Source organism: Exiguobacterium sp. SH1S1 (assembly GCF_004337245.1).
GTDB classification, from domain to species: domain Bacteria; phylum Bacillota; class Bacilli; order Exiguobacteriales; family Exiguobacteriaceae; genus Exiguobacterium; species Exiguobacterium aurantiacum_A.
In genome coordinates this window covers 218,186-240,741 of record NZ_SJUZ01000003.1, presented here as the reverse complement: position 1 = coordinate 240,741, position 22,556 = coordinate 218,186, and the positions used below count along the sequence as shown (strand labels likewise).

The window sequence follows — 22,556 nt, the reverse complement described above, 5'->3', positions numbered from 1 at the left end:
TTCGATATCACACATGTTACACTTTGTGAAGTAAAAAGTCCAAAAAAAAAGACGAACGAGATCGCTTATAGCGACCGCGTTCGTCAACAGCCTGAGACGGCGAGCGCCTTCCCATCAGCCATCCGTTCGGACGACGATATGGTCGACTTGACGAATGATTTGGTTGTTGTAGAGTGCATAGACTGGTCCGTCAGCCAACACTTTTCCATCTTGTGAAAACTGAAGATAAATCGAACCGACTTCGGCGAGCGGGATCGTCAATACCGTCTCCCCATAAAAGCTGACGTGCGTCGCCGTATTGAGCGGCTCGGCGTTTTGGAGAAATGGTGCGAACGGCATCGCGAACGAGTCACGAAGCGCAGCGTCTTTATCGGCCCGCGACATCGGCTTATTGTGGTCGACGCGCGTCCCTAGTGTCAATCCGTCGTCCCATGCCTTCCCCATTTTGGCATAGTAGGCGTCTGAATCATTCTCGACGGCTTGGTCGAGTTCGTCGACTTTGCGTTTACGTTCGTCAAAAATCCATACGGTCGGGTCAATCGTCAGCGCGTGACGGACCGCTCCATCTAACGGAAAAATCATTGATACTCCCCCTTAACTAGCGATACAATGTATATTATACAGCTCTTCCGTGCAAAAAGGAAAACTGCGAGAAACACGCTTTGAATCTAGACTGTTCATTGAATTATGATGAAATATAATGTACAGTTGAGTTATGACAAACAGTCTGTCATTGTACGGAGGAGGGGTCGTAGTGGCGACAAATTTGGCTGCAGTCCAACGGGAACAGGCGCTTCACTTGCTTGAAGCAGATGCTGAAAAAATCCGTTGCTTGATTGAGGTACAATTAGAAAACTTGAAAATGCCGAAGTGCCCGCTTTATGAAGAGGTACTTGATACACATATGTTCGGTCTGTCGCGCCAAATCGATTTTGCGGTCCGGCTTGGACTTATTTCAGATGTCGAAGGCAAGCAACTGATCGATTCATTGGAACAAAAGTTATCCGCGCTCGCGGAAGCTTCAGAATTATGAACCTTATACTCAAACTGTGCAGGCGGCGCTGTTTGAGTATTTTTTTATAACGGGTTGCGGATTGCTGTACATAAGGAAGTGAAAACATGAAAACTCGGTTTCGGTACTTTGATTTCTCACTGTTCATTGCGGTGCTCTTGCTCGTTGGGATCAGCTCGATCATGATTTACAGCGCCAGTGTTTGGAATCGTGGGGATTACGCGAACAGCGGCTTGTTTTATCGGCAACTGTTCTATGCAGGGTTCGGGATTGTCGTCTATTTGATCGCGACGATGTTCCGGTATGAAAACTTCCGCAAAAAGAACGTGTTGCGAAGCCTGTATGCGCTCTCGGTCATTCTACTGTTTGTCACTTGGGCGATGCCTCCGCTGAACGGTGCCCGGGCTTGGCTCATTATCGGCGGTTTCACGATCCAACCAATCGAGATCGCTAAGTTTGTGTTAATTTTATTGCTCGCCAACTACTACCATCAGTTATGGAATCGTGAACTGACAGGATGGCCGGGCCGAATCGGCCGTGCGGCGATCGAACGGAAAAAGCTACGCGCCCAAATCGGGGCTTTCTTCATCATCCCGGGTTTGTTCTACTTTTTCCCGTATGCCTTCGTCATAAATGGACAGCCTGACCATGGCGGATTGTTCGTCTTAGGGGTAATTATGTTCATGATGTGGTTAGCTGCCGGGGCCCCGCTTCGCATCATCATCCCGGTGATTATTGCTGGAATTGGTTTTGTTTATGCTATGTATACGTTTGTTTTCACAGAAAACCAAGTTAGTCGGATTAACGTCGTCTTCAATCCATTCATGGACCCAGAAGGCTACGGGCATCAACTTCTCATGTCGATCATCTCGATCGTGCATGGGGGATTGACCGGCGTCGGACTTGGGAATAGTTATCAAAAGTATGGCTATTTGCCGGAGCCGGAGACGGACTATATCATGTCGATCATCGCCGAAGAACTTGGCTTTATCGGCGTCCTCGTCGTCTTGGTGTTGCTCTTTTTCATCGCGTTCCGGGCAGTAAATATCGCCAACCATACCGATAGCCATTTTGCGATGTTCGTCTCGTTCGGGATTGCCGCGCAAATCATGGTCCAAACCGGGATCAATATCGGGGCGATGTCGGGCTGGTTCCCGGGTACGGGTGTGACGCTTCCACTCGTCAGTTACGGCGGCACGTCGCTGATCATGACGATGGGAATTCTCGGTGTGCTCAGCAGTATCTCGATGCGTAACCGTCACCGAGAGGCGACACGCCGCGCGGAAATTCGCGAAAAATCAGAAGAAAACGTTCAAAATGCATCACTACATGTAGTAAGGTGAAGATGTATATGTAAACGATTTCCAAAATGGGGGGATTTAGGTTGAAATCAATTAGCAAATTGCTTGTAGCCAACCGTGGAGAGATTGCCATTCGTGTATTTAGGGCAGCCTCAGAATTAGGAATGCGTACTGTCGCCATCTATTCGCAAGAGGATAGTGGATCGTTACATCGTTTTAAAGCCGATGAAGCGTATTTGATCGGTCTCAACAAGAAACCGATCGACGCCTATCTCGACATCGAAGACGTCATTCGAATCGCGAAGCAATCGGGGAGTGACGCGATTCACCCGGGGTACGGTTTCTTATCGGAAAACATTGAACTAGCTCGTCGTTGCCGCGAAGAAGGCATCATCTTCGTCGGACCGGACGAATCGCACTTGCACGCGTTCGGAGATAAAGTTCGGGCTCGTCAAAACGCGATCGCAGCCGGGCTACCGGTCATTCCAGGCTCGAACGGTCCATTGACTTCGTACGAAGACGCGCTCGACTTTGCGAACGTGCATGGTTTCCCGCTCATGGTCAAAGCCTCAATGGGCGGCGGCGGACGCGGTATGCGCGTCATCCGGACCGAGGCTGAGATGAAAGATTTGATTGAACGTGCCAAGTCAGAGGCGAAGCAAGCGTTCGGCTCGGACGAAGTGTACATAGAAAAATTAGTTGAACGTCCGAAGCATATCGAGGTGCAAATTCTCGGGGATGATCACGGGAACATCATCCATTTGTTTGAGCGTGACTGCTCGGTTCAACGTCGTCACCAGAAAGTCGTCGAAGTCGCACCGTGTGTGACGTTGTCGGAGGCGTCTCGTCAAGCAATCTGTGACGCGGCGGTTCAAGTGATGCGTCACGTCGGCTATGTGAACGCAGGGACGGTCGAGTTCCTCGTCACTGAGGATGAGTCGTTCTACTTCATCGAGGTCAACCCACGGATCCAAGTCGAACATACGATCACGGAGATGGTTACTGGGTTCGATATCGTCCAAACACAGCTCATGATCGCCCAAGGCGAGTCGCTTCACGGTGACGTGATTCACATGCCGAAGCAAGAAGATATCAAACTGCTCGGCTATGCGATCCAATCCCGTGTCACGTCGGAAGACCCGGCTAACAACTTCATGCCGGACACAGGGAAAATCATGGCGTATCGTTCGCCAGGCGGTTTTGGGGTTCGTCTCGACGGCGGGAACGCCTATGTCGGGTCTGAAATCTCGCCGTACTACGACTCGCTCCTCGTCAAGCTGTCGACGCATGGGATGACGTTCGAACAAGCGGCAGCGAAGATGGTCCGTAACTTGAACGAGTTCCGGATTCGCGGCATCAAGACGAACATCCCGTTTTTGATCAACGTCATGAAGCACCAAAACTTTATTAGCGGGGACTATAGTACGTCGTTCATCGATGATACACCCGAACTGTTCGTCTTCCCGAAACGGAAAGACCGAGGGACGAAACTCCTCAACTATATCGGGGACGTCACCGTCAACGGATTCCCGGGTGTCGGCTTGAAAGATAAGCCGATCAGCCGCTCGGTCCGAATCCCGCAAAACCTTCCGGCCGAAGCGAAGCCGGGGACGAAACAAATCCTGACAGAACTCGGTCCAGACGGTTTGGCTGACTGGATCAAACGTCAACCAGAGCTGCTCTTGACGGATACGACGATGCGAGACGCCCACCAGTCGCTCCTCGCGACACGGATGCGGACGCAAGACATCTTGAATATCGCCGAGCCGACGAGTAAACTCATGCCAGAACTGTTCTCGGTCGAGGCGTGGGGCGGGGCAACGTTTGACGTCGCCTACCGTTTCCTCTCGGAAGACCCGTGGGTACGTCTCATGCGCCTTCGTGAGAAAATGCCGAACGTCTTGATTCAAATGCTCCTTCGCGGTGCCAACGCCGTCGGGTATAAAAACTATGCTGACAACGTCATCGAGAAGTTCGTCCACGAGGCGGCTTATGCCGGCGTCGACATCTTCCGAATCTTCGACAGCTTGAACAACATTGAATCGATTAAACTCGCGATCGACGCGACGCTGCCGACAGGGAAAGTCGCAGAAGCGGCAATCTGTTACACCGGTGACTTGTATGACGGAAACCGTCCGAAGTATCACTTGCCGTACTACGTCGATCTCGCCAAGCAGCTCGAAGCGAGCGGAGCTCATATTCTTGCGATCAAAGATATGGCTGGCCTCTTAAAACCTGAATCGGCGTATGCGCTCGTGTCGGCACTGAAAGACGCCGTCGACTTGCCGATTCATTTGCACACGCACGACGCTTCGGGGAATGGGATCTTCACTTACGCACGGGCGACTGATGCGGGCGTCGATATCGTCGACGTCGCAGCGAGCTCGATGTCGGGTATGACGTCGCAGCCTTCAGGTGGAAGTTTGATTTACGCACTCGACCATCACGAACGCCAGCCGAAGATCGATGCGAAGCACTACGAAGTCATCAGTGACTACTGGCAAGACGTGCGTCATAACTATGAACCGTTCGAAAGTGACATGCGTGCATCGAATCCATCGGTGTATGAGCATGAGATGCCGGGCGGACAGTATTCGAACTTGCAGCAACAAGCGAAAGCGGTCGGTCTCGGTGACCGCTGGAGTGAAGTGAAGTCGATGTACGCCCGCGTCAACATGTTGTTCGGCGATATCGTCAAAGTGACCCCGTCGTCTAAAGTCGTAGGGGACATGGCGCTCTTCATGGTCCAACATAACTTGAGCGAACAGGACGTCATCGAACGAGGAAATCAACTCGATTTCCCAGACTCGGTCGTCGAAATGATGCGCGGTGAGCTCGGGTCGCCTCCAGGAGGGTTCCCGAAAGACGTCCAACAAGCGATTCTCAAAGGTGAGGCGCCGCTCGAGGTCCGTCCGGGTAAACTGATCAAGCCGTACGACTTTGAAGCGGCTCAAACGAAGTTATTTGAGAAGCTCGAACGTCCGGTGACGGACTTTGAACTGCTCGCGAACGCGCTTTATCCGAAAGTGTTCGAGGACTATGTGACCCATACGAACACGTACGGTGACGTCTCGGTGCTTGACACGTTGACGTTCTTCTATGGATTGAACGTCGGCGAGACGATTCAAGTCGAAATCGAGACAGGGAAGACGCTCATCATCAAGCTCGTTCAAGTGAGCGCTGCGAACGAAGACGGAATCCGCCTCGTCTCGTATGAGATGAACGGCGTACCACGTGAAATCGAGATTAAAGACGTCAACGTGAAGTCGGCGACGACGAGCCGACCGAAAGTGGAACGCTCGAATTCGAAACAAGTCGGGGCCTCGATGCCTGGTTCGGTCTTGAAAGTACTCGTCGAACCAGGAAGCCGGGTCCATCGTGGGGAGCAACTTCTCGTCACTGAGGCGATGAAGATGGAGACGACGATCCAAGCCGCACAAGACGGTGAGATTAAAGCGATCCATATTAAAGAAGGCGACACAATCCAAAGTGACGACTTGTTGATTGAATTTGTATAATCAAAAGAAGCATAGCCAAGCTATGCTTCTTTTTTAGATAGGGAGTGGGAAAGATGAGACGAGTATGTTGGTTCCGGTCAGATTTTCGATTAAGTGACAACCATATGTTACACCGGGTCTTGAAAGATGCCTCAGGTGACGATGACATCGAGTTCGTCTTTTGGCTCAATCCGAAATACTGCGAGCCGTTCGAGACGAGACACGATTATTTTTTCGCGACGATGAAGCAGTTCATGCAGGAGCTCGCCGATCAAGAGATCGGGCTTCGCACCATTGTTGCCAACTCAGCGGAAGCGTTTGTCGAGCAGCTCGGACGACCCGACGCGCTTTATTTTAACGCTGAGTATGTCGAGCCGTTCAAACAACGTGACGATGCGGTCATCGAAGCGCTCGGGGGAGACGTGTTAGTCATCCGTTTACTCGACCGTCATTTATTCGCCCCGAACGCGTTCACGAAAAAAGACGGTACTCCGTATAAAGTGTATACGCCATTCAAAAAAGCGGTGTACGCTGAGACGCCGCCACAACCGTACGACGTCGACGTCGCTCGATTGAAACAACTCGCGACGAAGCAACATGAACTACCTGATGAATTGAAACAGCAGTTTGACCGGTGTGAACGTTCGTGGAAAGCGCTCGGAGAGGAAGCGGCTATGAAACGGTTACGCGATTTTGTGGAACACCGGGTGACGAGTTACGCTGAAGACCGTGACATCCCGGCGATCGCCGGGACGAGCCGGCTGTCACCGTATTTACGGACCGGTGTGTTGTCGATTCGTACGGTCGCAGCAGCCGTCCTCGAGGCGCGGCAGTCAACAGGACGTGACACGTACTACGATGAACTATTGTGGCGAGAGTTCTACTATATGATCATGGTCCAGTTTCCGGGACTGAAAGACCGGCCGTTCAACGATAAATATAAACATCTCGACTGGGAAGACAATGACGACCAGTTTGAGAAATGGTGCCGTGGCGAGACCGGGTATCCGATCGTCGACGCGGCGATGCGTCAATTGAACGAGACCGGTTGGATGCACAACCGGCTCCGGATGATTGTCGCTTCGTTTTTGACGAAACATCTGTTGATCGACTGGCGCAAAGGCGAGCGCTACTTCGAACGGAAGTTGATCGACTACGAGGCCGCCTCGAACATCGGTGGATGGCAATGGGCCGCTTCGGTCGGAACGGACGCCGTGCCGTATTTCCGGATCTTTAATCCGACGATCCAGTCGGAGAAGTTCGACGCGGACGGGACGTTTATCCGCAAATATGTAACCGAGTTGGCTGACGTTGACAGGAAAGCGATCCACTTTCCGGACCCGTCAGATCGGGACGGTTATATCGAACCGATCGTCGATCATAAGGCGGCGCGTGCAAGGGCGCTCGAGCGGTTCAAGGACGTGCAGTGACAAATAGGCATACAAAAAGGAGCGGTCGCCCGCTCCTTTTTGTGATTCGTGATTTAGTTTGATTCGTCAGACCGTTTCTTTTCGAGCTGCGTCTACCGCTCGATTGGTGCTTCGATACGCATGGTACGCCAAGTACGAGATGATCCCGAAGTAGCACGTGATCAAGAAAGCGTGCAAGAGCGGTACATATGTGGCGTGGCCGCCAAGGACGATCCATGCACCCGTGCCGACTTGAAGCATGATGAAGAATAGTGAGGCCCACATGCCCCGTTCGACGAGACGGTTCGTTTCGCGTCGGGCCAAATAAAGGACGTAGAGCGTGTAGAAGACGAGGAGTGCCGCCATGATGCGATGCCCCATTTGAACGTATGATTCGAACGTCCACACGTTTTGCTCACAGATCGGCCAACCGACACAGGCGTATGTCGCACCGAGGTGTCTGACGTAAGCTCCTGTGTAGACGACGACCATCGTGTAAATCGTCAACCCGTACAAGTGAATCTTTAGTTTTTCGGATACCGCTTTGTGTACCCGTTCACCTTCGAATAAAAGAATCGTCAGGATGAGCAGGGACGCAAACGAGACGAGCGAGATCCCGAAATGGAGCGCGAGAATCGCGTCCGACTGTTGCCAGATGACGGCTCCGGCGCCGATGATCGATTGGATCAACATGAAAATGAACGCTAGGAACGCGAACACTTTGACATCGAATCGATTTTTGACGACCGTGAACGTCCAAATCGTCAAGGCGATGATGAGGAGTCCCTCAATCCCTGACACGACGCGGTGACTGTATTCGATCATCGTCTCGACGCTCGGGTTCGTCGGGATCAGTTTCCCGTGACAGAGCGGCCAGTCCGTCCCGCAACCGTCACCTGAGTCGGTTTTCGTAACAGTACCGCCCATGATCAAGACGAGCATCATACCGAGGGTGACGAGGCTTGAGAATAGTGCGAGTTTTTTATGCATTCGTTTCCACCTGCTTTTTGAGAAAAATCACTAGAATTGTGCCTTGTATGTTTTTATTTTTTTCGCCATACTTATTATACGGCTTTAGTCCGGAAAAACGAAACGGAAAAGCTTGCAATCGCTATCAAAATCGTTATCCTAGTATTAGTACAGGAATTTTACTGTGACAATTATCACACGTTCGCCATAAAAAACTCGCTATTTTACAAGCATAAACGACGTATTCTTTTTGGAAATATGGTATCTTTGTAATGAGTTAGGTGTACTTTGTTCATATTGTGTTTTTTCTGTGAAAAGAATACGAGGATTTCGTGATTATGTGGGGGGGTCAGCATGACAAAAGTCAACCCGGGAACAGTGGCAGAAGTAGACTATACAGAATCCGCCGCCTCGTTCCGTGACTATGTTGCTTTGGCAAAAATGGGAATCGTACGCGCTAACCTTTTGTTAGTGTTCGCCGGTTTCTTTGTGGCAACAACATACCAGAGTGACACGCCAGTGCTTTATTTGTTTGAAGTTTGGCCACAGCTCTTATTAACGATGTTAGGAAGCGCGCTCGTCATTTCCGGGAGTTGTTACCTAAACAACTTCGTGGACCGTGATATCGACTACTTGATGGGACGTACAGACAATCGACCGAGTGTCACCGGTAAAATTTCAGGGGAGCGCATTTTACTTCTCGGACTTACGCAACTTGCGGTCGGGACATTGCTTTTATTGATCGTGTCGTACGTAGCAGCAGTCTTCGGTTTAATCGGGGCATTTTTTTATGTCGTTATTTATACGATGTGGCTAAAACGGACACATACGTTGAACACGGTCGTCGGCAGTATCTCCGGAGCGGTTCCACCGCTGATCGGATGGGCCGCGATTGACCCGGCGCTTCATATCGACGCCTGGCTCATGTTCCTCGTCATGTTCTTGTGGCAACCGCCACATTTCCTCGCGCTCGCGATGCGACGCGTCGAGGAATACCGGGCGGCAGGCATTCCGATGCTGCCCGTTGTAAACGGCTTCGCGATCACCAAGCGGCAAATCATTTGGTGGATTGCGACGCTCATTCCAGCATCGCTCTTGTTTATGCATTACGGTACGGTCTACGTGATCATTGCGGCCGGTCTTGGGGGCTACTGGTTATATCTCGGTTTGAAAGGGTTTAAAGCCGAAGATGAGATCAAGTGGGCTAACAAAATGTTCTTTTATTCATTAATTTATTTAGTCGTGTGGATTGTCGCACTCATGCTGACGGCACTGCCTTCGTCATGACGGCACTTTGGTAATCGCACTCACTATATAGAAACCATTGCACATCATTTTGGGAGAAAGTGGGGATTGTTGTGAAATCATTTAAGAAGCTTCTGTTTGGCATCGTCCCGATGATGATGTTCGCGCTGCTATTGTCAGGGTGCGGCGTAGAGGGATTGTCTGCATTGAAGCCGATGGGAGAAGGCGCTGAAATTCAGCTCCGGATCATTCTCATCAGTTTGGCAATCATGCTCTTTGTACTTGTCATCGTAACGGTCATTTACGTGTACGTGCTCATGAAATTCCGTCGGAAAGATGAATCGATTCCGAAGCAAGTGGAAGGTAGCAGCACGCTCGAGATGATTTGGACAGTCGTTCCAATCATCTTGCTCATCATTCTCGCTGTTCCGACAATCACAACGACTGTCGAACTCGCGAAAGCGAAAGAAGCGAAAAAAGAAGAAGAAATTAACGTTACAGCCAACCTGTACTGGTGGGAGTTCGAATATCCGAACGCTGGTGTTGTCACAGGACAAGAACTTGTCATCCCGGTCGGTAAACGGGTCGGTATCAACTTGACATCAAAAGACGTCATTCACTCGTTCTGGGTACCGGCTTTGTCTGGTAAGACGGATACGAACCCAGGGTTAGATAACGAGATGTGGTTGCATGCGAACGAAGCAGGTACGTTCTACGGTAAATGTGCCGAGCTTTGCGGACCATCGCACGCGCTCATGGACTTCAAAGTCATCGCCCTCGAGCAAGCTGATTACGATCAGTGGCTCGAAGACATGAAAGCGAAGCAAGACGAGAACACAGAAAACCTTGTCGCCGACAATCAAAACTTGACGACAGGTGAGCAAGTGTACGTCGAAAGCTGCTTGAGCTGCCACGGTGGCGGTAAAGTCGCGCCGAGCTTGACGAACTTCGGTGACCGCGAGTGGTTGGCGGGTTACCTCGAAAACAACGAAGAAAAGTTGAAAGAATGGATTCGTGATCCACAAGCATTAAAACAAGGCGCGCTCATGCCTGGCTTCAGTGAAGGCCAAATCAGTGATGAAGAGTTAGATGCACTCGTTGACTTCTTGTACGATCAGAAGATTGACTAACGGGAAAAGGGGGATTTCACGTGGCACAGACCACTGCTATGCAGCAACCGCGTAAATACAATGGCATCATGGATTGGGTTACGACGGTTGACCACAAAAAAATCGGTATTTTGTATTTGTTCTCAGGAATCTTCTTCCTCCTTCTCGGTGGAATTGAAGCGTTACTTATTCGTTGGCAACTCGTCCGTCCGATGAACGATTTCGTCAGCGGCGAAGTGTTCAACCAGTTGATCACGATGCACGGGACGACGATGATTTTCCTTGCGGCGATGCCGATGCTATTCGGTTTTATGAACGCCGTCGTGCCGCTTCAAATCGGGGCGCGCGACGTCGCGTTCCCGTTCATTAACTCGCTCGGTTTTTGGTTGTTCTTCTTCGGTGGCCTCATGTTGAACCTTAGCTGGTTCTTCGGCGCTGCACCGAACGCGGGTTGGACGGCTTACGCGCCGCTCTCGACGCAACCGGAAGCGACAGGGGTCGACTTCTACGCCCTCGGTCTTCAAATCTCAGGGTTCGGTTCACTCATGGCCGGGATTAACTTCCTCGTCACGATTTTGAACATGCGGGCACCAGGCATGAAACTCATGCGGATGCCGCTCTTCACGTGGACGACGTTCGTCGCTTCGGCGTTGATCGTCTTCGCGTTCCCGCCGCTTACAGTCGGCTTGTTCATGTTGATGTTCGAGCGTCTGTTCGGAGCCGTTTACTTCAATCCGGCAATGGGCGGTAACGTCGTCATTTGGGAACACCTCTTCTGGATCTTCGGTCACCCGGAAGTTTACATCTTGATCTTACCGGCATTCGGTATTTTCTCGGAAATCATTCCGACGTTTGCCCGTAAACGCTTGTTCGGTTACACGACGATGGTATTCGCTACGATGCTCATCGGGTTCCTTGGCTTCATGGTTTGGGTTCACCACATGTTCACCGTCGGTCTCGGACCGGTCGCGAACTCGATCTTCGCCGTCGCGACGATGGCCATCGCCGTTCCGACAGGGGTCAAAATCTTCAACTGGCTGTTCACACTTTGGGGTGGGCAGATCAAGTTCAACGTTCCGATGCTTTACTCGGTGGCGTTCATCCCATCGTTCCTCGTCGGAGGGATGACAGGGGTTATGCTCTCGGTCGCACCGGCCGACTATCAGTACCACGATAGTTACTTCGTTGTCGCCCACTTCCACTACGTAATCGTCGGTGGGGTCGTCTTCGGTCTTTTCGCAGGACTGTTCTACTGGTTCCCGCTCATGTTCGGCAAAGCGCTCTCTGAGAAGCTTGGCTACTGGCAGTTCTGGTTGTTCTTCATCGGGTTCCACTTGACGTTCTTCCCGCAACATTTCCTCGGATTGTTCGGGATGCCACGCCGCGTCTTCACATACTTGCCGAATCAAGGGTTTGAGACGATGAACTTGCTGTCGACGATCGGTGCCTTCTTCATGGGTGTGTCGACGATCATCTTGCTCATCGCCGTCGTCAAGGCGTTCTTGTCGAAAGACGTCGTCAAGCCGGACCATTGGGAAGACGGACGTACGCTCGAGTGGACACTTCCTGTGCCGACTCCAGAGTACAACTTCGCACAAACACCGCTCGTCAAAGGGTTGGACACGTTCTGGCTCGAGAAGATGGCGGGTAACAAACGGGTTTCTGTCGCTGAACCAGTGTCAGACATCCACATGCCGAATAACTCATTGATCCCGTTCTTCATGTCACTCGGGTTATTCATCGCTGGACTTGGCGCGATTTTCCAAATGGACAACCCGGTTGTCGGTTGGTCACTTATCGTCATCGGTTTACTCATCACGTTCGTGTCGATGTTCCTCCGTTCATGGATCGACGACCACGGATTCTACATTCCAAAATCACAAATCGAAGCGGATTTGAAAGCGATTCGTGAGAAAGGAGAACAATAAATGGCACATGCAGTTGAAAAACACCCAGTGACCGGTATTCCGGCCAATCCAGAGAAAGCCACGCTGGAAGGGAAAAATAAATATGTGGCCTTCTGGTTCTTCCTTGGAGGAGAGACGGTTCTCTTCGCCTCGTTGTTTGGAACGTACGTCGGGCTTCTAAATTCTGGTGCGCCAGAGGAACTTCGCTCGTACAACATCTTTGAGATGGGGCTCGTCTTCATGATGACGATGCTCCTCCTCACGAGCTCGCTCACGAGCGTGCTCGCGATGATGAACATGAAAGCGAACAATCCAGGTCGAATGAAGTTTTGGTTGATCGTGACGCTTCTTCTCGGGGCAGGGTTCTTAGGAGCTGAGATTTACGAGTTCATCCACTACTACAGTATCGGTCACACGTTCACGTCGAGTGCGTTCGGTTCTGCGTTCTATACGCTCGTCGGATTCCACGGCGCTCACGTCACGTTCGGTCTCCTTTGGATCACGACGCTGTTGATCCGCAACTGGAACCGTCCGATCGATGTCTACAACGCACCGAAGTTCTATGTGTCGAGTTTATATTGGCACTTCATCGACGTTGTTTGGGTCTTCATTTTCTCGATCGTCTATCTCTTAGGGATGGTGAGCTGACATGGAAAAAAATCCAATGAACGAAACACACAAACAGTTAGAGCTTGAAGTGAAGGCAGAGTCGAGACGCGAGTATCAACTTCAGTTGATCAGTTTCGCGATGATGATTTTGCTCACGTTTGTCGCGTTCGGCGCGGTCTACGCGGAGCTCATGCCGGTATGGGCGGCGGGTGGCTTCTTGATCATCCTCGCCATCATCCAAGTGTTCTTGCAGCTGTACATCTTCATGCATATGAACAACCGTGGCAACACGTGGATCGTCGGAATGATGTGGCTTGGTATTTTCGTCGCCATCATCACTGTCGCGGCACTTCGTTTGCTCATTTGGTAAAAATGTGACAAAGGATTGAACATCTGTGGAAACATAGATGATTCAGTCCTTTTTGCTTTACTTCAAAAATAAAGGAATAGTAATCTTGAAGTGAACGGTTTCATTGGTTTGGGAGAGAAAGAAAAGGGGTGAAGGGATGCTCTGGAATACATCAGAGCTACTCAAACAGTTCGAATGGACAACGCTTTGGAGTCCGTTGTTCGGATTGTTGATGGTAGGGTTGTACGTCCTCTATGCGTTCGTCACAGAGAGAATGGCGAAACGAGGGTACGAGTCGACCACGTTGCTACAAAAGTTCAGCATGTTGTTTGCGATCGTGCTCTATTACATCGGATTTGGTAGTCCAGTCGACGTGCTCGCGCACATCATCTTCTCGGTGCATATGTTGCAGATGGTGCTCGTCTACGTGTTAGCGCCGGCGCTCGTCATTTACGGATTGCCGTATTGGGTATTTGAAAAATTATTTAGTTATAAAGTAATCGGGCCGACGCTTAAGTTTATGACGAAACCGCTGATTGCGCTCGTGTTGTTCAACGCGTTATTTACGTTTTACCACATGCCATTCATCTTTGATTACGTGTTAACGAACTACGGGGTGCATCGCATCTTTCACGGGGCTCTCGTCGTCTTCAGTTTGACGATGTGGTATCCGGTCATCGCCCCGTTCCTCTCGGATGAAGAAGAGGGGATGTCCGATTTGAAACGGATGGTGTACATCATCGCAAACGGTGTGCTATTGACGCCTGCTTGTGCGTTCATCATCTTCAGTCAAGGAATTCTCTATGACGCCTATACGGACGTTGAGACGTTCGCGACGGTGCTCGGATACTGTATGCCGAACGGAGACGTATCCGGTCTCGACTTAAACGCCTTGATGGGTGCGACGAACAGCGCCCTCGAAGACCAGCGCTTCGGCGGGGTATTGATGAAGCTTGGACAGGAAGTCGTGTACGGTTTCTTCTTCGGCTGGACGTTCTTCGGTTGGGTACGCCGGACGAAATCGCTCGCGCTTGACGAAGGCATGTCATTCACACCGAACGAACCGAAAGAGAAAAAATGAACTAAGTCAAAGGGGAAACATCGATGAACTATCTTGCCTTAATTAGTGTGACATTCATTGTAATCAGTGCGATTTTGGTCGCCATCGGCTGGACGATTATCGCGCGCGACCGCCGCAATATTGAAAAGCATAAAAAAGTCATGACAGCAGCTGCCGTCGCGGCGACGACGTTCTTTATCCTTTACGTCTCGCGGACGATCTTTGTTGGGAATACCGCATTTGGAGGTCCGGACTCGGTGAAGCCGTACTATCTCGCTTTCATGATTTTCCACATCATCCTGGCGACGACAGGTGGTATCCTCGGATTGATCACACTCTATCTTGGCTATAAAAACAAGATCGAGAAACATCGTAAAATCGGACCGAAAGCATCAGTCGTCTGGTTTTTCACAGCCATTACAGGTGTGATGGTCTATGTTCTTCTCTATGTGGCGTTTGAACCGGGTGAGACGACGAACGTCTTCCGGGCCATCATCGGAGGATGACCGAAGAGAGGGGGATGAGCATGAAACGGAATAGTTACTTGACGGTCGGGTTGACGGTCGTCATTTTGATCGCTATCGGAGCGGCCTCGTATTTCCTCTTCTTCAAAGAAGATGATTTGCCGGTCATCCAAGAGCCGACCCCGTTCACGTTGACGAACGCGCTCGATGGCCAACCGTACGACTCAGATAACGGAAAAGTCAAAATCGTCACGTTCTTTTATACGAACTGTCCCGATATTTGTCCGCTCACGCTACGCGACTTCATGAAACTCGAGCAAGACTTGAAGGCGAACGACTTGTACGGCACTGACGTCGAACTCGTCGCCATCACGGTCGACCCGGAAGTCGATACGATCCCGGTACTTGAGAACTACGGAGCGGCGTTCCAAGCTGAGCCAACTGGATGGAAGATGTTGACCGGTGACAAAGCCGACATCGACCGGATCACCCGTCAGCTTCAGTTCTATTATTCGAAAGCGAATAGTGGACTTGTCACCCACGCGACGACGATGTATATCATCGACCGTCACCATGATGTTCGTGCAGTCGCGCAAATGGCGACGACAGGAGAAAAACCAGTCGACATCGAAACCATTATGGAGGACGTGAAAGTGCTCGTTGCAGAAAAGGAGTGAAGAAGATGAACGATACGATGGCTGTCATCGGAAACGATTATTCATACGGAGATGTGACGATTGCAGAGCGGGCGATCGAGGATTTGATTGCGTGTAGCGCGATCGAATTCGGATTGCGTGAAGTGAAAGTCGTGTCGCTCTCGAAAGAGCGGTACGATTATCTACTGATCGCACCCGTCTCGCTTAGCGAGGCAGAGCGGTTGTACCGTTACGTCCGCGACCAGTTCGATCTATTGCTCGGACAAGTCGATGTGACACTCAATGTGATTGCTACATGAGAGAAGGGAGGACCCATTGAGGGCCTCCCTTTTTGTGTATCATATTATCTGAAATGACATGTCTATATTTTCCAGAAGCAACCTCTGGTATGATGAGAGATGAGTCATACGACAGTTCGTTTCTTATTATGAAGGAGGACGTAACATGCAGAATAACGCGTTGGTCATCATTGATATTCAAAATGATATCACGAAGAATTATAAGGCGATTATCGATCACATTAACCGCTCAATCGATTGGGCGGTCGAGCAAGGGATTCCGGTCGTGTATATTCGCCATGAGAATCTATCGCCCGGCACTAGGACGTTTAAAACGGGTACGCGCGGTGCTGAGCTGGCCCCGGAGTTGAAACGCGTGTCCGATCATGTATTCACAAAATATAAGGGCAACGCCTTGACGAGTGACGCGTTCAGCGAGTTTATTCAAGCGAATGAGATTGGCCACTTTTATATTGCCGGCGCGGATGCGATTGCCTGCGTGAAATCGACGTGCTATAACTTACGCAAATTAGACTATGCGGTCAGCGTATTAACGGACTGTATCACGAGTTATGATTTAAAGAAAATTGACGGGATGCTCGACTATTATGAGAGTAAAGGGTGTGCCATCATCCGGTCAGAGGACTTACCGGCGTAAAGGGATCCTCGGTCTGAATCCAGCCGCCCTCTACATAGATGAATCGCCGTTTCAGCCAAAAGAAAAACCCCTTCGTTTAGAGGGGTTTGACTTCCAGTGTTTCCGCAAGAGCCGCGAGACGACGCTCACAGTCGCGAACGATTTCTTCTGGGAACTCTTCGTCGTACTCGACGCCGTGCGGGTAGTAATGTTTCCCGAGAATCGGTGTCACCATTTTAACGACCGCATGACGGTCCTCGATTTGGCCTTCAATCGCATAAACCGGCAAGCGCAGGTAAAACGTCTCGCCCGTCGATTGCTTCTCGTACTTCATATCATACGTCGCACGCTCATAGTCCCAAGCGCCTTCACGGATGAAATGATGATGATCCATGATCGTCTCGAGCAAACCGAAGCGGATCTCTTTTCCCTCGATGTGGAACTGCTCAAATTTCATCATAATCCCCCTTTTCCCTAATAAACCTCATATGTCATCATATCATATTCGAAAACGTTCTTGGAATAACGTGTGTTCAAATTGTGAAAAAAAGATGAACGGTCAAGACATCGTTTCGAGATACGCCGCAATCTTGTCGATAAGTCTCACGCCGAGCGGCATCAATCCTTCTGAACCGAAGAAGACGTTGAATTCCAAGATGTAAAAATTATCCCCTGAGACGATGACGTCGAACGCGGCGTGATTGATGTGAAGCGTCTTCGCGATCGAGAGCACTTCTTCCACGACGTGACCTGGGATATCGTCATACGAGAAGTGGGCACCTTGGGCGACGTTGTTTAAAAAGGCCTCACTGACGCGCCAATAAGAACCGACGACTTCTTCGCCGATGACGATGATGCGCAGGTCACGGTCGTTCGGGATGAACTGTTGGACGTAAAACGTCTCGTGTTTGTCGACGTATTCGAGCCATTCTTGTTCATTTTTAATGAGCCAGACGCCTTGACCCATCGAGGACTTGGCGGTCTTGGCGACGAACGGGTATTCGAACTCTTCAAGGACGCGTTCGATCGTGTACGGGTTCTTCCCGTAAATTAACGTCTTCGGGATGCGATGCGGGAACGTCGCTGTGAAAGCGCGTGTCATCTCGATTTTATCGTGCCCGAGGTGGTACGTTGCCGGAGACGGGAAGATCGGTTTGTTCAATCCGTAAATGATCGAGTTGACCATCCAGTACTCCGGGAAGAGGACGAGATCGGCCGCCCGGACTTTATCGAGCTGATCATAATAATATTCTGGTTTCGCATAGTCGGTTTTCATACCGGCCGAGCGAATCATGTTAAACGAGACTTTTTTCATCGTACACCGCACGAAGCGGTGGTTCACTTCCTTTCTGCATTTACGTCACGTTCAATTATAAGTCCGATTGCTCACAGAGGGAATCAATTGTGGTAAAATCATGTCAGAAAGGGTGAAAGCCATGATTATTACTGAACAGACGATTGATTTGCTCGATCAAACAGAAGCATTGACTGCCTTGATCGAGACGAGCGAATCGTTCCAAACATATATCGCGACAAAACAAGCTCGCGCTCGCTCGAAAGAAGCCCAGGAAGTCGAACGGGAATTTTTACGAATGAAAGAAGATTATGAGTACGTGCAACGGTTCGGGAAACATCACCCAGATCACGATCGTATTAAAAAAGAGATGCATCTCGTGAAGCGTCGTCTCGACGTGCAACCGGAAGTGGCCGCCTTCAAAAAGGCGGAACGTAACTTGGATAAGTTACTCGGAGAAGTGAGTGAGCTGTTGGCGTTCTCGGTATCTCCAAAAATCAAAGTGCCTACCGGCAACCCGTTCTTCGATGAGGGTGGCTGTTCCGGTGGCGGAAGCTGTGGCGGAGGAGGCGGAAGTTGTGGATGTGCTGGCTGAATCATTCGAGTTAAAAGGTCGAATCGGACTCGTCGTTTACGTGCAGTCGCTCAAACAAGTGAAAGCGCTACGTCGCTACGCAAACTTATATTACGTCTCGAAGCGTGAGAAGTACGCCTTTTTATATACGGACTTAGAAGACCATGAGACGATCATCGAGAAAATCAGTGCCTTGCCATTCGTCGACGCGGTCGTTCGGAGCGAACGGCCTTTCATTGCCGAGACGTACGAGCCAAAGCAGAAATAAACGGGCGAGATGAAGGTGGTGACGCCTTCATCTTTTCTAATGGAGGATCAACGATGCGAGTCATTTCAGGAGAACGAAAAGGGACGCGCCTAAAGGCGGTCCCAGGGTCGACGACACGACCGACGGCAGATAAAGTAAAAGAATCATTGTTTAATATCATCGGCCCTTACTTCGCCGGGGGGGATGCCCTCGACCTTTACGCGGGGAGTGGCGGTCTCGGGATCGAGGCGTTATCACGGGGGTGCGACCGTGCCGTCTTCGTCGATCGTCATGGGAAGGCGATTCAAACGATACAGGACAATCTACGGGCGACGCGTTACGAGGCACAAGCGACGATTCAAAGACAAGACGCGCGGGCCGTCCTCGACCAACTCGCCGAGACGGGGCGGTCGTTTAAACTCATTTTCATGGACCCGCCGTACCATGAGGAAGAACATGAATCGTTTTTACAACTCATTGAATCGAACCGACTGTTGACAGACAACGGCGTCGTCGTCTGCGAACATGGCAGCGAGACGACGTTGCCGGATCGGGTCGGTCTGCTCGAAAAAATTAAGGTTCAACGCTACTCGTCTGTCATTACGATCAGCCTTTACGAGTACGCAACGACCGAGGAGTGAACATATGAAACGGATCGCGATTTGCCCGGGGAGCTTTGACCCGATTACGAACGGACATTTAGATATTATTGAGCGGGCGGCAGCCATCTTTGATGAAGTGATCGTCGCGGTGCTCGAAAACTCGAGCAAGGCACCGTTATTCAACGTCGAAGAGCGGCTCACGCTCATTCGGGAAGTGACATCGCATTTACCGAACGTGTCAGCGGACGCGTTTGGCGGGCTGCTCGTCGAGTATGCCGCTAAACGAGAAGCAGCGACGATCGTCCGCGGTCTTCGGGCCGTCTCTGACTTCGAATACGAACTTCAGATCGCTTCGATCAACAAGAAGTTAAACGAGGACGTCGAGACGCTGTTTATGATGACGAACAGCAAATACTCGTTCCTCAGCTCGTCGATCGTGAAAGAAGTCGCCAAATACGGCGCCTCGGTCGCTGAACTCGTTCCCGAACAAGTCGAACAGGCACTTCGGAAAAAATATGAAGTGAGTCAACAGCAATGAAGTCGCTGAAGATCGGCTTCGGTATCCTCGTCGCCGTGCTCATCTTTCTGTTTGCCCCGTTACCTTATTACATCACGTATCCGGGCGAAGCGACGACCATCGAAACCTTTATGACGGTTGAAGACGGGACGAAAGATGCGGGTGAACTGATGATGGTCACGATCTCGCAACGACGGGCGACACCGCTTTGGCTCGTCGGGAGCTGGTTCACGCCGTTCACGGAAGCGAGTCCGTCTAGTCGCTATTTGTATGACGGCGAAGGGGAAGACGATTACGAGCGAAGACAGCAGCTGCTCATGTCATCGTCGCAGCAAGCGGCCATTCAATACGCGTACGGTCTAGCCGAAGAGGACGTGACCGTCACGTTTGACGGCATGTACGTCTCGGCTCCAATCACCGGGTCGCTCGCGGCGAACGTCCTTAAACCAGGTGACGTCATTACAGCGCTTGACGGCCAATCGTTCGCGTCACGTCTTGATTTCATCAACCGCGTCTCGGCGTTCGAGACGGGGGATGAAGTGACGATCACGCTCGAACGGGATGGACGGGAACGTGTCGTGAAGACACTCGTCCAACCGCTCGACCGGAGCGGGGACCGTGTCGGTCTCGGAATTTATGAACCGCTGCCGGTGCAAGATGTACGCACAGAACCGGACGTCACGTTTGAACTGACGAACGTTGGGGGGCCCTCGGCCGGGCTCATGTTCACGCTAGAGATTTATGATCAGTTGACGCCGGGTGACTTGGCGGGCGGTGAGACGATTGCCGGTACTGGCACGGTCGATGAAGAAGGAAACGTCGGTCCGATCGGTGGGGCGTGGCAAAAAATCGTCGCGGCTGACCGAGCCGGTGCCTCGGTGTTCTTCGTGCCGGCCGGTTCGAATTATGATGAAGCGCTGGAATCACTCGACCGGCTCGAGAGCGATATTGCAGTCGTTCCGGTCGAAACGGTCGAGGACGCCATCGATTATTTGGAGTCGATGAATTGAGGGGTTTGCATATGCTCGAGCAGTGACCGGTTGCCGAGAGGTAACCGGTACGCCTCGGTCACACGAGCTTCGAACGCTAAATCGGACTGGTACTTGCTGACGAGCGGTACCGTTTTTTTTATGTCTTTTAAGACGCTACGACCAATCGCATTGAATGCGAGCGGACGTACGTACGGGACTTCGTCAAATCGTTCCGGAAGTTCGTCACGTTTCCAATGGATGAGGACCGAGACGAGAGCGCGCTGGATGGCCGTACGTGTATAGCGTCGCGTCAACAGGCCGCCCATAGCTTGTTCGAACGTCGGTGCGAGACCTGCTTCGATCAAGCGAGGGGACAACGAAGCGTCAATGCCGACGAGTTGTTCGAGTTCTGACTTCGGGATCGTCCGTAACTTGAACTGCAAGACAGGCCAATAGAGCGACCAGTGGGCCATCGACGTCTGCTGGAATAACGCCCGTGTCGCTTCTGGGACAGCCCGGACACTTCCAGTCTCGAGATAGTGGGCCCGGACGCCCGTTGCCGACATGACGTCCGAGACGCCTGTATCGTGGTAGCCGGCCCCAAGACGCTTTACGGTATGGAGTGAGATGGTGCGAGCGGCTTTCGCATAATGATAGGCGAGAATGTTGTTTGGGAGCGTCAAGTCAAAAGTTGGATAAAGTGCCGCAAACGCCTCGCTCGATGCTTTGGCGGATGACTTGCCTGCTTTTAAGGCGTGTTGGAGCGCGTCATGATAGGCGGGTGTCGCTTCGATGCCAGCGTGTGCCGCGCGCAGGATCGCATCGGCGTCGCCGCTCTCACTGCCGAACGAGAGCGTCTGGCATCCGATTTGTTCCGCGATGGCGACAGCCGCGCTCGCGAACCGGTCGGCGCGTTGGATGCCGTAACAAGTCGGCAGTTCGATCACAAGGTCGATCGCCCCTGTTTTGACTGCCGCCGCAGCCCGGCTCCACTTGTCAAAAGCAGCCGGTTCACCGCGCTGTGTGAACTGGGCACTCATGATGGCGATCATGGCGTCGGCATCCGTTTCGATTCGAGCTGTTTTTGCCTGATAGAGATGTCCGTTATGGAACGGATTGTACTCCGCGATGATGGCCGTCTTTTTCATAAATTTACTCCTTTGCATTGTCGATTGGATTGGTGTAAGATAGGTAAGTACGCTTTGGCAAAGCGCCGTCGCCAACTGATTTTAGTGTAAAGAAAAAACATTGACAAAACAAGTTGGCCTATCTATAATTCATATTGTTGCAATTGAGGTGATTCGGATGAAGTGGTCTATTGCACAGCTACTTAAGCTACGAAACCAGGATGACAGTTTTTCCATCGATGAGATGGTTGAACTCGAAGAGCTTACTCAGCTCCATCCGGATATCCGTTCGATTCGCCCGGTGCATGTGCACGGGGATGCGTCGTTCACATCTAATCAAGTTACATTCAATTTGAAGGTTCAAGGGGACCTGACGTTGCCAGATGCGCGTACGTTAGAAGATGTCGTCTTTGAATTTGATATTGAATCGCTCGAGCCTTTCTTTTTGGAGAATGGGCGTTATACGGAGCAATTCGATGATGTCAATTTGCCAGAAGGAAATACGATTGATCTGCGACCGATCGTAAAAGAGCTCATCATGTTAGAAGTCCCGATTCAAATTTTCGGGAACGAAACAGACAAAACTCAGGTTGAAGGGGAAGGCTGGTCTCTCATTGACGAACAGCCGGACGACCAACCAAAAATCGACCCGCGCCTCGCGGGCCTTGCTGACTTGTTCTCTAAAAAAGAGGACGAGAACGGCTAACTTTTCAAGGAGGTGG

The 22,556-nt window shown here is 51.1% G+C and carries 25 protein-coding genes; 20 read left to right on the top strand and 5 right to left on the bottom strand.

The genetic code is table 11. The annotated features are described in order from the left end of the window. Window positions 1-114: 114 nt before the first annotated feature. Window positions 115-582, bottom strand: a complete 468-nt coding sequence (locus EVJ23_RS08905) for a hypothetical protein (protein ID WP_070327585.1) — start codon at window positions 580-582, stop codon at window positions 115-117. Window positions 583-754: 172 nt separating this feature from the next. On the opposite strand from EVJ23_RS08905, the gene EVJ23_RS08900 reads away from it, so the two are divergent. The 4 genes from EVJ23_RS08900 to EVJ23_RS08885 all read left to right on the top strand — a co-directional run bounded on the left by EVJ23_RS08900 (window position 755) and on the right by EVJ23_RS08885 (window position 7,240). Beyond that, window positions 755-1,033: an Fpa/YlaN family protein gene (locus EVJ23_RS08900; protein WP_070327584.1), complete on the top strand. Its 279-nt coding sequence runs from the start codon at window positions 755-757 to the stop codon at window positions 1,031-1,033. Between the two features lie 86 nt (window positions 1,034-1,119). Next, complete coding sequence (locus tag EVJ23_RS08895) at window positions 1,120-2,355, top strand: FtsW/RodA/SpoVE family cell cycle protein (RefSeq protein WP_131465356.1); 1,236 nt, start codon at window positions 1,120-1,122, stop codon at window positions 2,353-2,355. 26 nt (window positions 2,356-2,381) lie between these two features. After that, the gene (locus tag EVJ23_RS08890; RefSeq protein ID WP_131465354.1) at window positions 2,382-5,831 is read left to right on the top strand and encodes a pyruvate carboxylase; all 3,450 of its coding nucleotides are present in this window, start codon (window positions 2,382-2,384) and stop codon (window positions 5,829-5,831) included. Between the two features lie 53 nt (window positions 5,832-5,884). Then, window positions 5,885-7,240, top strand: coding sequence for a cryptochrome/photolyase family protein (locus EVJ23_RS08885; RefSeq protein WP_131465352.1), 1,356 nt, complete (start codon window positions 5,885-5,887; stop codon window positions 7,238-7,240). A 66-nt stretch (window positions 7,241-7,306) separates the two neighbouring features. Here EVJ23_RS08885 and EVJ23_RS08880 read toward each other — a convergent pair whose 3' ends face one another. Then, window positions 7,307-8,209 carry a COX15/CtaA family protein gene (locus EVJ23_RS08880; protein ID WP_071399536.1) on the bottom strand — a complete coding sequence of 301 codons (903 nt, stop codon included), beginning with the start codon at window positions 8,207-8,209 and terminating at the stop codon, window positions 7,307-7,309. A 333-nt stretch (window positions 8,210-8,542) separates the two neighbouring features. Here EVJ23_RS08880 and cyoE point away from each other — a divergent pair, with 333 nt between their 5' ends. The 10 genes from cyoE to EVJ23_RS08830 all read left to right on the top strand — a co-directional run bounded on the left by cyoE (window position 8,543) and on the right by EVJ23_RS08830 (window position 16,523). Next, window positions 8,543-9,475, top strand: a complete 933-nt coding sequence (gene cyoE / locus EVJ23_RS08875; RefSeq protein WP_070327579.1) for a heme o synthase — start codon at window positions 8,543-8,545, stop codon at window positions 9,473-9,475. A 110-nt stretch (window positions 9,476-9,585) separates the two neighbouring features. Further along, on the top strand, window positions 9,586-10,563 hold the full coding sequence (gene coxB, locus EVJ23_RS08870; protein ID WP_070327956.1) for a cytochrome c oxidase subunit II: 978 nt from the start codon (window positions 9,586-9,588) through the stop codon (window positions 10,561-10,563). A gap of 38 nt (window positions 10,564-10,601) precedes the next feature. Next, window positions 10,602-12,470, top strand: a complete 1,869-nt coding sequence (ctaD, locus tag EVJ23_RS08865; protein ID WP_070327578.1) for a cytochrome c oxidase subunit I — start codon at window positions 10,602-10,604, stop codon at window positions 12,468-12,470. Further along, window positions 12,471-13,097, top strand: a complete 627-nt coding sequence (locus tag EVJ23_RS08860; protein ID WP_070327577.1) for a cytochrome (ubi)quinol oxidase subunit III — start codon at window positions 12,471-12,473, stop codon at window positions 13,095-13,097. 1 nt (window position 13,098) lies between these two features. Next, a complete protein-coding gene (locus EVJ23_RS08855; RefSeq protein WP_083273975.1) occupies window positions 13,099-13,428 on the top strand; it encodes a cytochrome C oxidase subunit IV family protein in 330 nt (109 codons plus the stop codon). 136 nt (window positions 13,429-13,564) lie between these two features. Further along, window positions 13,565-14,488 carry a cytochrome c oxidase assembly protein gene (locus tag EVJ23_RS08850; protein ID WP_070327576.1) on the top strand — a complete coding sequence of 308 codons (924 nt, stop codon included), beginning with the start codon at window positions 13,565-13,567 and terminating at the stop codon, window positions 14,486-14,488. Window positions 14,489-14,511: 23 nt separating this feature from the next. Then, a complete protein-coding gene (locus tag EVJ23_RS08845) occupies window positions 14,512-14,973 on the top strand; it encodes a DUF420 domain-containing protein (protein ID WP_016509532.1) in 462 nt (153 codons plus the stop codon). A gap of 20 nt (window positions 14,974-14,993) precedes the next feature. Then, window positions 14,994-15,608, top strand: a complete 615-nt coding sequence (locus EVJ23_RS08840; protein ID WP_131440363.1) for an SCO family protein — start codon at window positions 14,994-14,996, stop codon at window positions 15,606-15,608. 5 nt (window positions 15,609-15,613) lie between these two features. Beyond that, the gene (locus tag EVJ23_RS08835) at window positions 15,614-15,886 is read left to right on the top strand and encodes a hypothetical protein (protein WP_035386138.1); all 273 of its coding nucleotides are present in this window, start codon (window positions 15,614-15,616) and stop codon (window positions 15,884-15,886) included. A 145-nt stretch (window positions 15,887-16,031) separates the two neighbouring features. Then, window positions 16,032-16,523, top strand: a complete 492-nt coding sequence (locus EVJ23_RS08830) for a cysteine hydrolase family protein (RefSeq protein WP_131465350.1) — start codon at window positions 16,032-16,034, stop codon at window positions 16,521-16,523. Window positions 16,524-16,599: 76 nt separating this feature from the next. Here the strand turns inward: EVJ23_RS08830 and EVJ23_RS08825 are convergent, their stop codons facing one another. Both EVJ23_RS08825 and EVJ23_RS08820 read right to left on the bottom strand, forming a co-directional pair. Further along, entirely contained in the window at window positions 16,600-16,959 is a 360-nt protein-coding gene (locus EVJ23_RS08825; protein ID WP_070327573.1) for a YugN family protein, read from the bottom strand. A gap of 102 nt (window positions 16,960-17,061) precedes the next feature. Further along, window positions 17,062-17,817 (bottom strand): ATP-grasp domain-containing protein, encoded by a 756-nt coding sequence (locus tag EVJ23_RS08820; RefSeq protein ID WP_201738980.1) that lies wholly within the window; start codon window positions 17,815-17,817, stop codon window positions 17,062-17,064. A gap of 121 nt (window positions 17,818-17,938) precedes the next feature. On the opposite strand from EVJ23_RS08820, the gene EVJ23_RS08815 reads away from it, so the two are divergent. Genes EVJ23_RS08815 through EVJ23_RS08795 form a run of 5 tightly spaced genes read left to right on the top strand, consistent with a single transcriptional unit; the run spans window position 17,939 to window position 20,746 of the window. Next, window positions 17,939-18,391, top strand: coding sequence for a YlbF/YmcA family competence regulator (locus tag EVJ23_RS08815; protein ID WP_070327571.1), 453 nt, complete (start codon window positions 17,939-17,941; stop codon window positions 18,389-18,391). Next, window positions 18,375-18,638, top strand: a complete 264-nt coding sequence (locus EVJ23_RS08810; protein ID WP_016508973.1) for a YlbG family protein — start codon at window positions 18,375-18,377, stop codon at window positions 18,636-18,638. The genes EVJ23_RS08815 and EVJ23_RS08810 overlap by 17 nt, the downstream gene beginning before the upstream one ends. 53 nt (window positions 18,639-18,691) lie before the next feature. After that, a complete protein-coding gene (gene rsmD, locus EVJ23_RS08805) occupies window positions 18,692-19,258 on the top strand; it encodes a 16S rRNA (guanine(966)-N(2))-methyltransferase RsmD (RefSeq protein WP_070327570.1) in 567 nt (188 codons plus the stop codon). A 4-nt stretch (window positions 19,259-19,262) separates the two neighbouring features. Next, complete coding sequence (coaD, locus tag EVJ23_RS08800) at window positions 19,263-19,757, top strand: pantetheine-phosphate adenylyltransferase (RefSeq protein ID WP_016509015.1); 495 nt, start codon at window positions 19,263-19,265, stop codon at window positions 19,755-19,757. Beyond that, the gene (locus EVJ23_RS08795; RefSeq protein ID WP_131465346.1) at window positions 19,754-20,746 is read left to right on the top strand and encodes a SepM family pheromone-processing serine protease; all 993 of its coding nucleotides are present in this window, start codon (window positions 19,754-19,756) and stop codon (window positions 20,744-20,746) included. Before coaD ends, EVJ23_RS08795 begins: the two co-directional genes overlap by 4 nt. On the opposite strand, the gene EVJ23_RS08790 is transcribed toward EVJ23_RS08795, so the two are convergent. Further along, window positions 20,725-21,855, bottom strand: a complete 1,131-nt coding sequence (locus EVJ23_RS08790; RefSeq protein ID WP_236633740.1) for a tRNA(Met) cytidine acetate ligase — start codon at window positions 21,853-21,855, stop codon at window positions 20,725-20,727. The genes EVJ23_RS08795 and EVJ23_RS08790 overlap by 22 nt on opposite strands. Window positions 21,856-22,012: 157 nt before the next feature. Between EVJ23_RS08790 and EVJ23_RS08785 the strand changes: the two genes are divergently transcribed. Next, a complete protein-coding gene (locus EVJ23_RS08785; RefSeq protein ID WP_070327567.1) occupies window positions 22,013-22,540 on the top strand; it encodes a YceD family protein in 528 nt (175 codons plus the stop codon). The last annotated feature ends 16 nt before the right edge of the window (window positions 22,541-22,556 follow it).

What these genes read in the sequence shown, in the direction of transcription:
- EVJ23_RS08905 (WP_070327585.1), bottom strand. Translation starts at nt 582, where the DNA reads ATGATTTTTCCGTTAGATGGAGCGGTCCGTCACGCGCTGACGATTGAC.
- EVJ23_RS08895 (WP_131465356.1), top strand. Translation starts at nt 1,120, where the DNA reads ATGAAAACTCGGTTTCGGTACTTTGATTTCTCACTGTTCATTGCGGTG.
- EVJ23_RS08890 (WP_131465354.1), top strand. Translation starts at nt 2,382, where the DNA reads ATGGGGGGATTTAGGTTGAAATCAATTAGCAAATTGCTTGTAGCCAAC.
- EVJ23_RS08885 (WP_131465352.1), top strand. Translation starts at nt 5,885, where the DNA reads ATGAGACGAGTATGTTGGTTCCGGTCAGATTTTCGATTAAGTGACAAC.
- EVJ23_RS08880 (WP_071399536.1), bottom strand. Translation starts at nt 8,209, where the DNA reads ATGCATAAAAAACTCGCACTATTCTCAAGCCTCGTCACCCTCGGTATG.
- cyoE (WP_070327579.1), top strand. Translation starts at nt 8,543, where the DNA reads ATGACAAAAGTCAACCCGGGAACAGTGGCAGAAGTAGACTATACAGAA.
- coxB (WP_070327956.1), top strand. Translation starts at nt 9,586, where the DNA reads ATGATGATGTTCGCGCTGCTATTGTCAGGGTGCGGCGTAGAGGGATTG.
- ctaD (WP_070327578.1), top strand. Translation starts at nt 10,602, where the DNA reads ATGCAGCAACCGCGTAAATACAATGGCATCATGGATTGGGTTACGACG.
- EVJ23_RS08860 (WP_070327577.1), top strand. Translation starts at nt 12,471, where the DNA reads ATGGCACATGCAGTTGAAAAACACCCAGTGACCGGTATTCCGGCCAAT.
- EVJ23_RS08855 (WP_083273975.1), top strand. Translation starts at nt 13,099, where the DNA reads ATGGAAAAAAATCCAATGAACGAAACACACAAACAGTTAGAGCTTGAA.
- EVJ23_RS08850 (WP_070327576.1), top strand. Translation starts at nt 13,565, where the DNA reads ATGCTCTGGAATACATCAGAGCTACTCAAACAGTTCGAATGGACAACG.
- EVJ23_RS08845 (WP_016509532.1), top strand. Translation starts at nt 14,512, where the DNA reads ATGAACTATCTTGCCTTAATTAGTGTGACATTCATTGTAATCAGTGCG.
- EVJ23_RS08840 (WP_131440363.1), top strand. Translation starts at nt 14,994, where the DNA reads ATGAAACGGAATAGTTACTTGACGGTCGGGTTGACGGTCGTCATTTTG.
- EVJ23_RS08835 (WP_035386138.1), top strand. Translation starts at nt 15,614, where the DNA reads ATGAACGATACGATGGCTGTCATCGGAAACGATTATTCATACGGAGAT.
- EVJ23_RS08830 (WP_131465350.1), top strand. Translation starts at nt 16,032, where the DNA reads ATGCAGAATAACGCGTTGGTCATCATTGATATTCAAAATGATATCACG.
- EVJ23_RS08825 (WP_070327573.1), bottom strand. Translation starts at nt 16,959, where the DNA reads ATGAAATTTGAGCAGTTCCACATCGAGGGAAAAGAGATCCGCTTCGGT.
- EVJ23_RS08820 (WP_201738980.1), bottom strand. Translation starts at nt 17,817, where the DNA reads ATGAAAAAAGTCTCGTTTAACATGATTCGCTCGGCCGGTATGAAAACC.
- EVJ23_RS08815 (WP_070327571.1), top strand. Translation starts at nt 17,939, where the DNA reads ATGATTATTACTGAACAGACGATTGATTTGCTCGATCAAACAGAAGCA.
- rsmD (WP_070327570.1), top strand. Translation starts at nt 18,692, where the DNA reads ATGCGAGTCATTTCAGGAGAACGAAAAGGGACGCGCCTAAAGGCGGTC.
- coaD (WP_016509015.1), top strand. Translation starts at nt 19,263, where the DNA reads ATGAAACGGATCGCGATTTGCCCGGGGAGCTTTGACCCGATTACGAAC.
- EVJ23_RS08795 (WP_131465346.1), top strand. Translation starts at nt 19,754, where the DNA reads ATGAAGTCGCTGAAGATCGGCTTCGGTATCCTCGTCGCCGTGCTCATC.
- EVJ23_RS08790 (WP_236633740.1), bottom strand. Translation starts at nt 21,855, where the DNA reads ATGAAAAAGACGGCCATCATCGCGGAGTACAATCCGTTCCATAACGGA.
- EVJ23_RS08785 (WP_070327567.1), top strand. Translation starts at nt 22,013, where the DNA reads ATGAAGTGGTCTATTGCACAGCTACTTAAGCTACGAAACCAGGATGAC.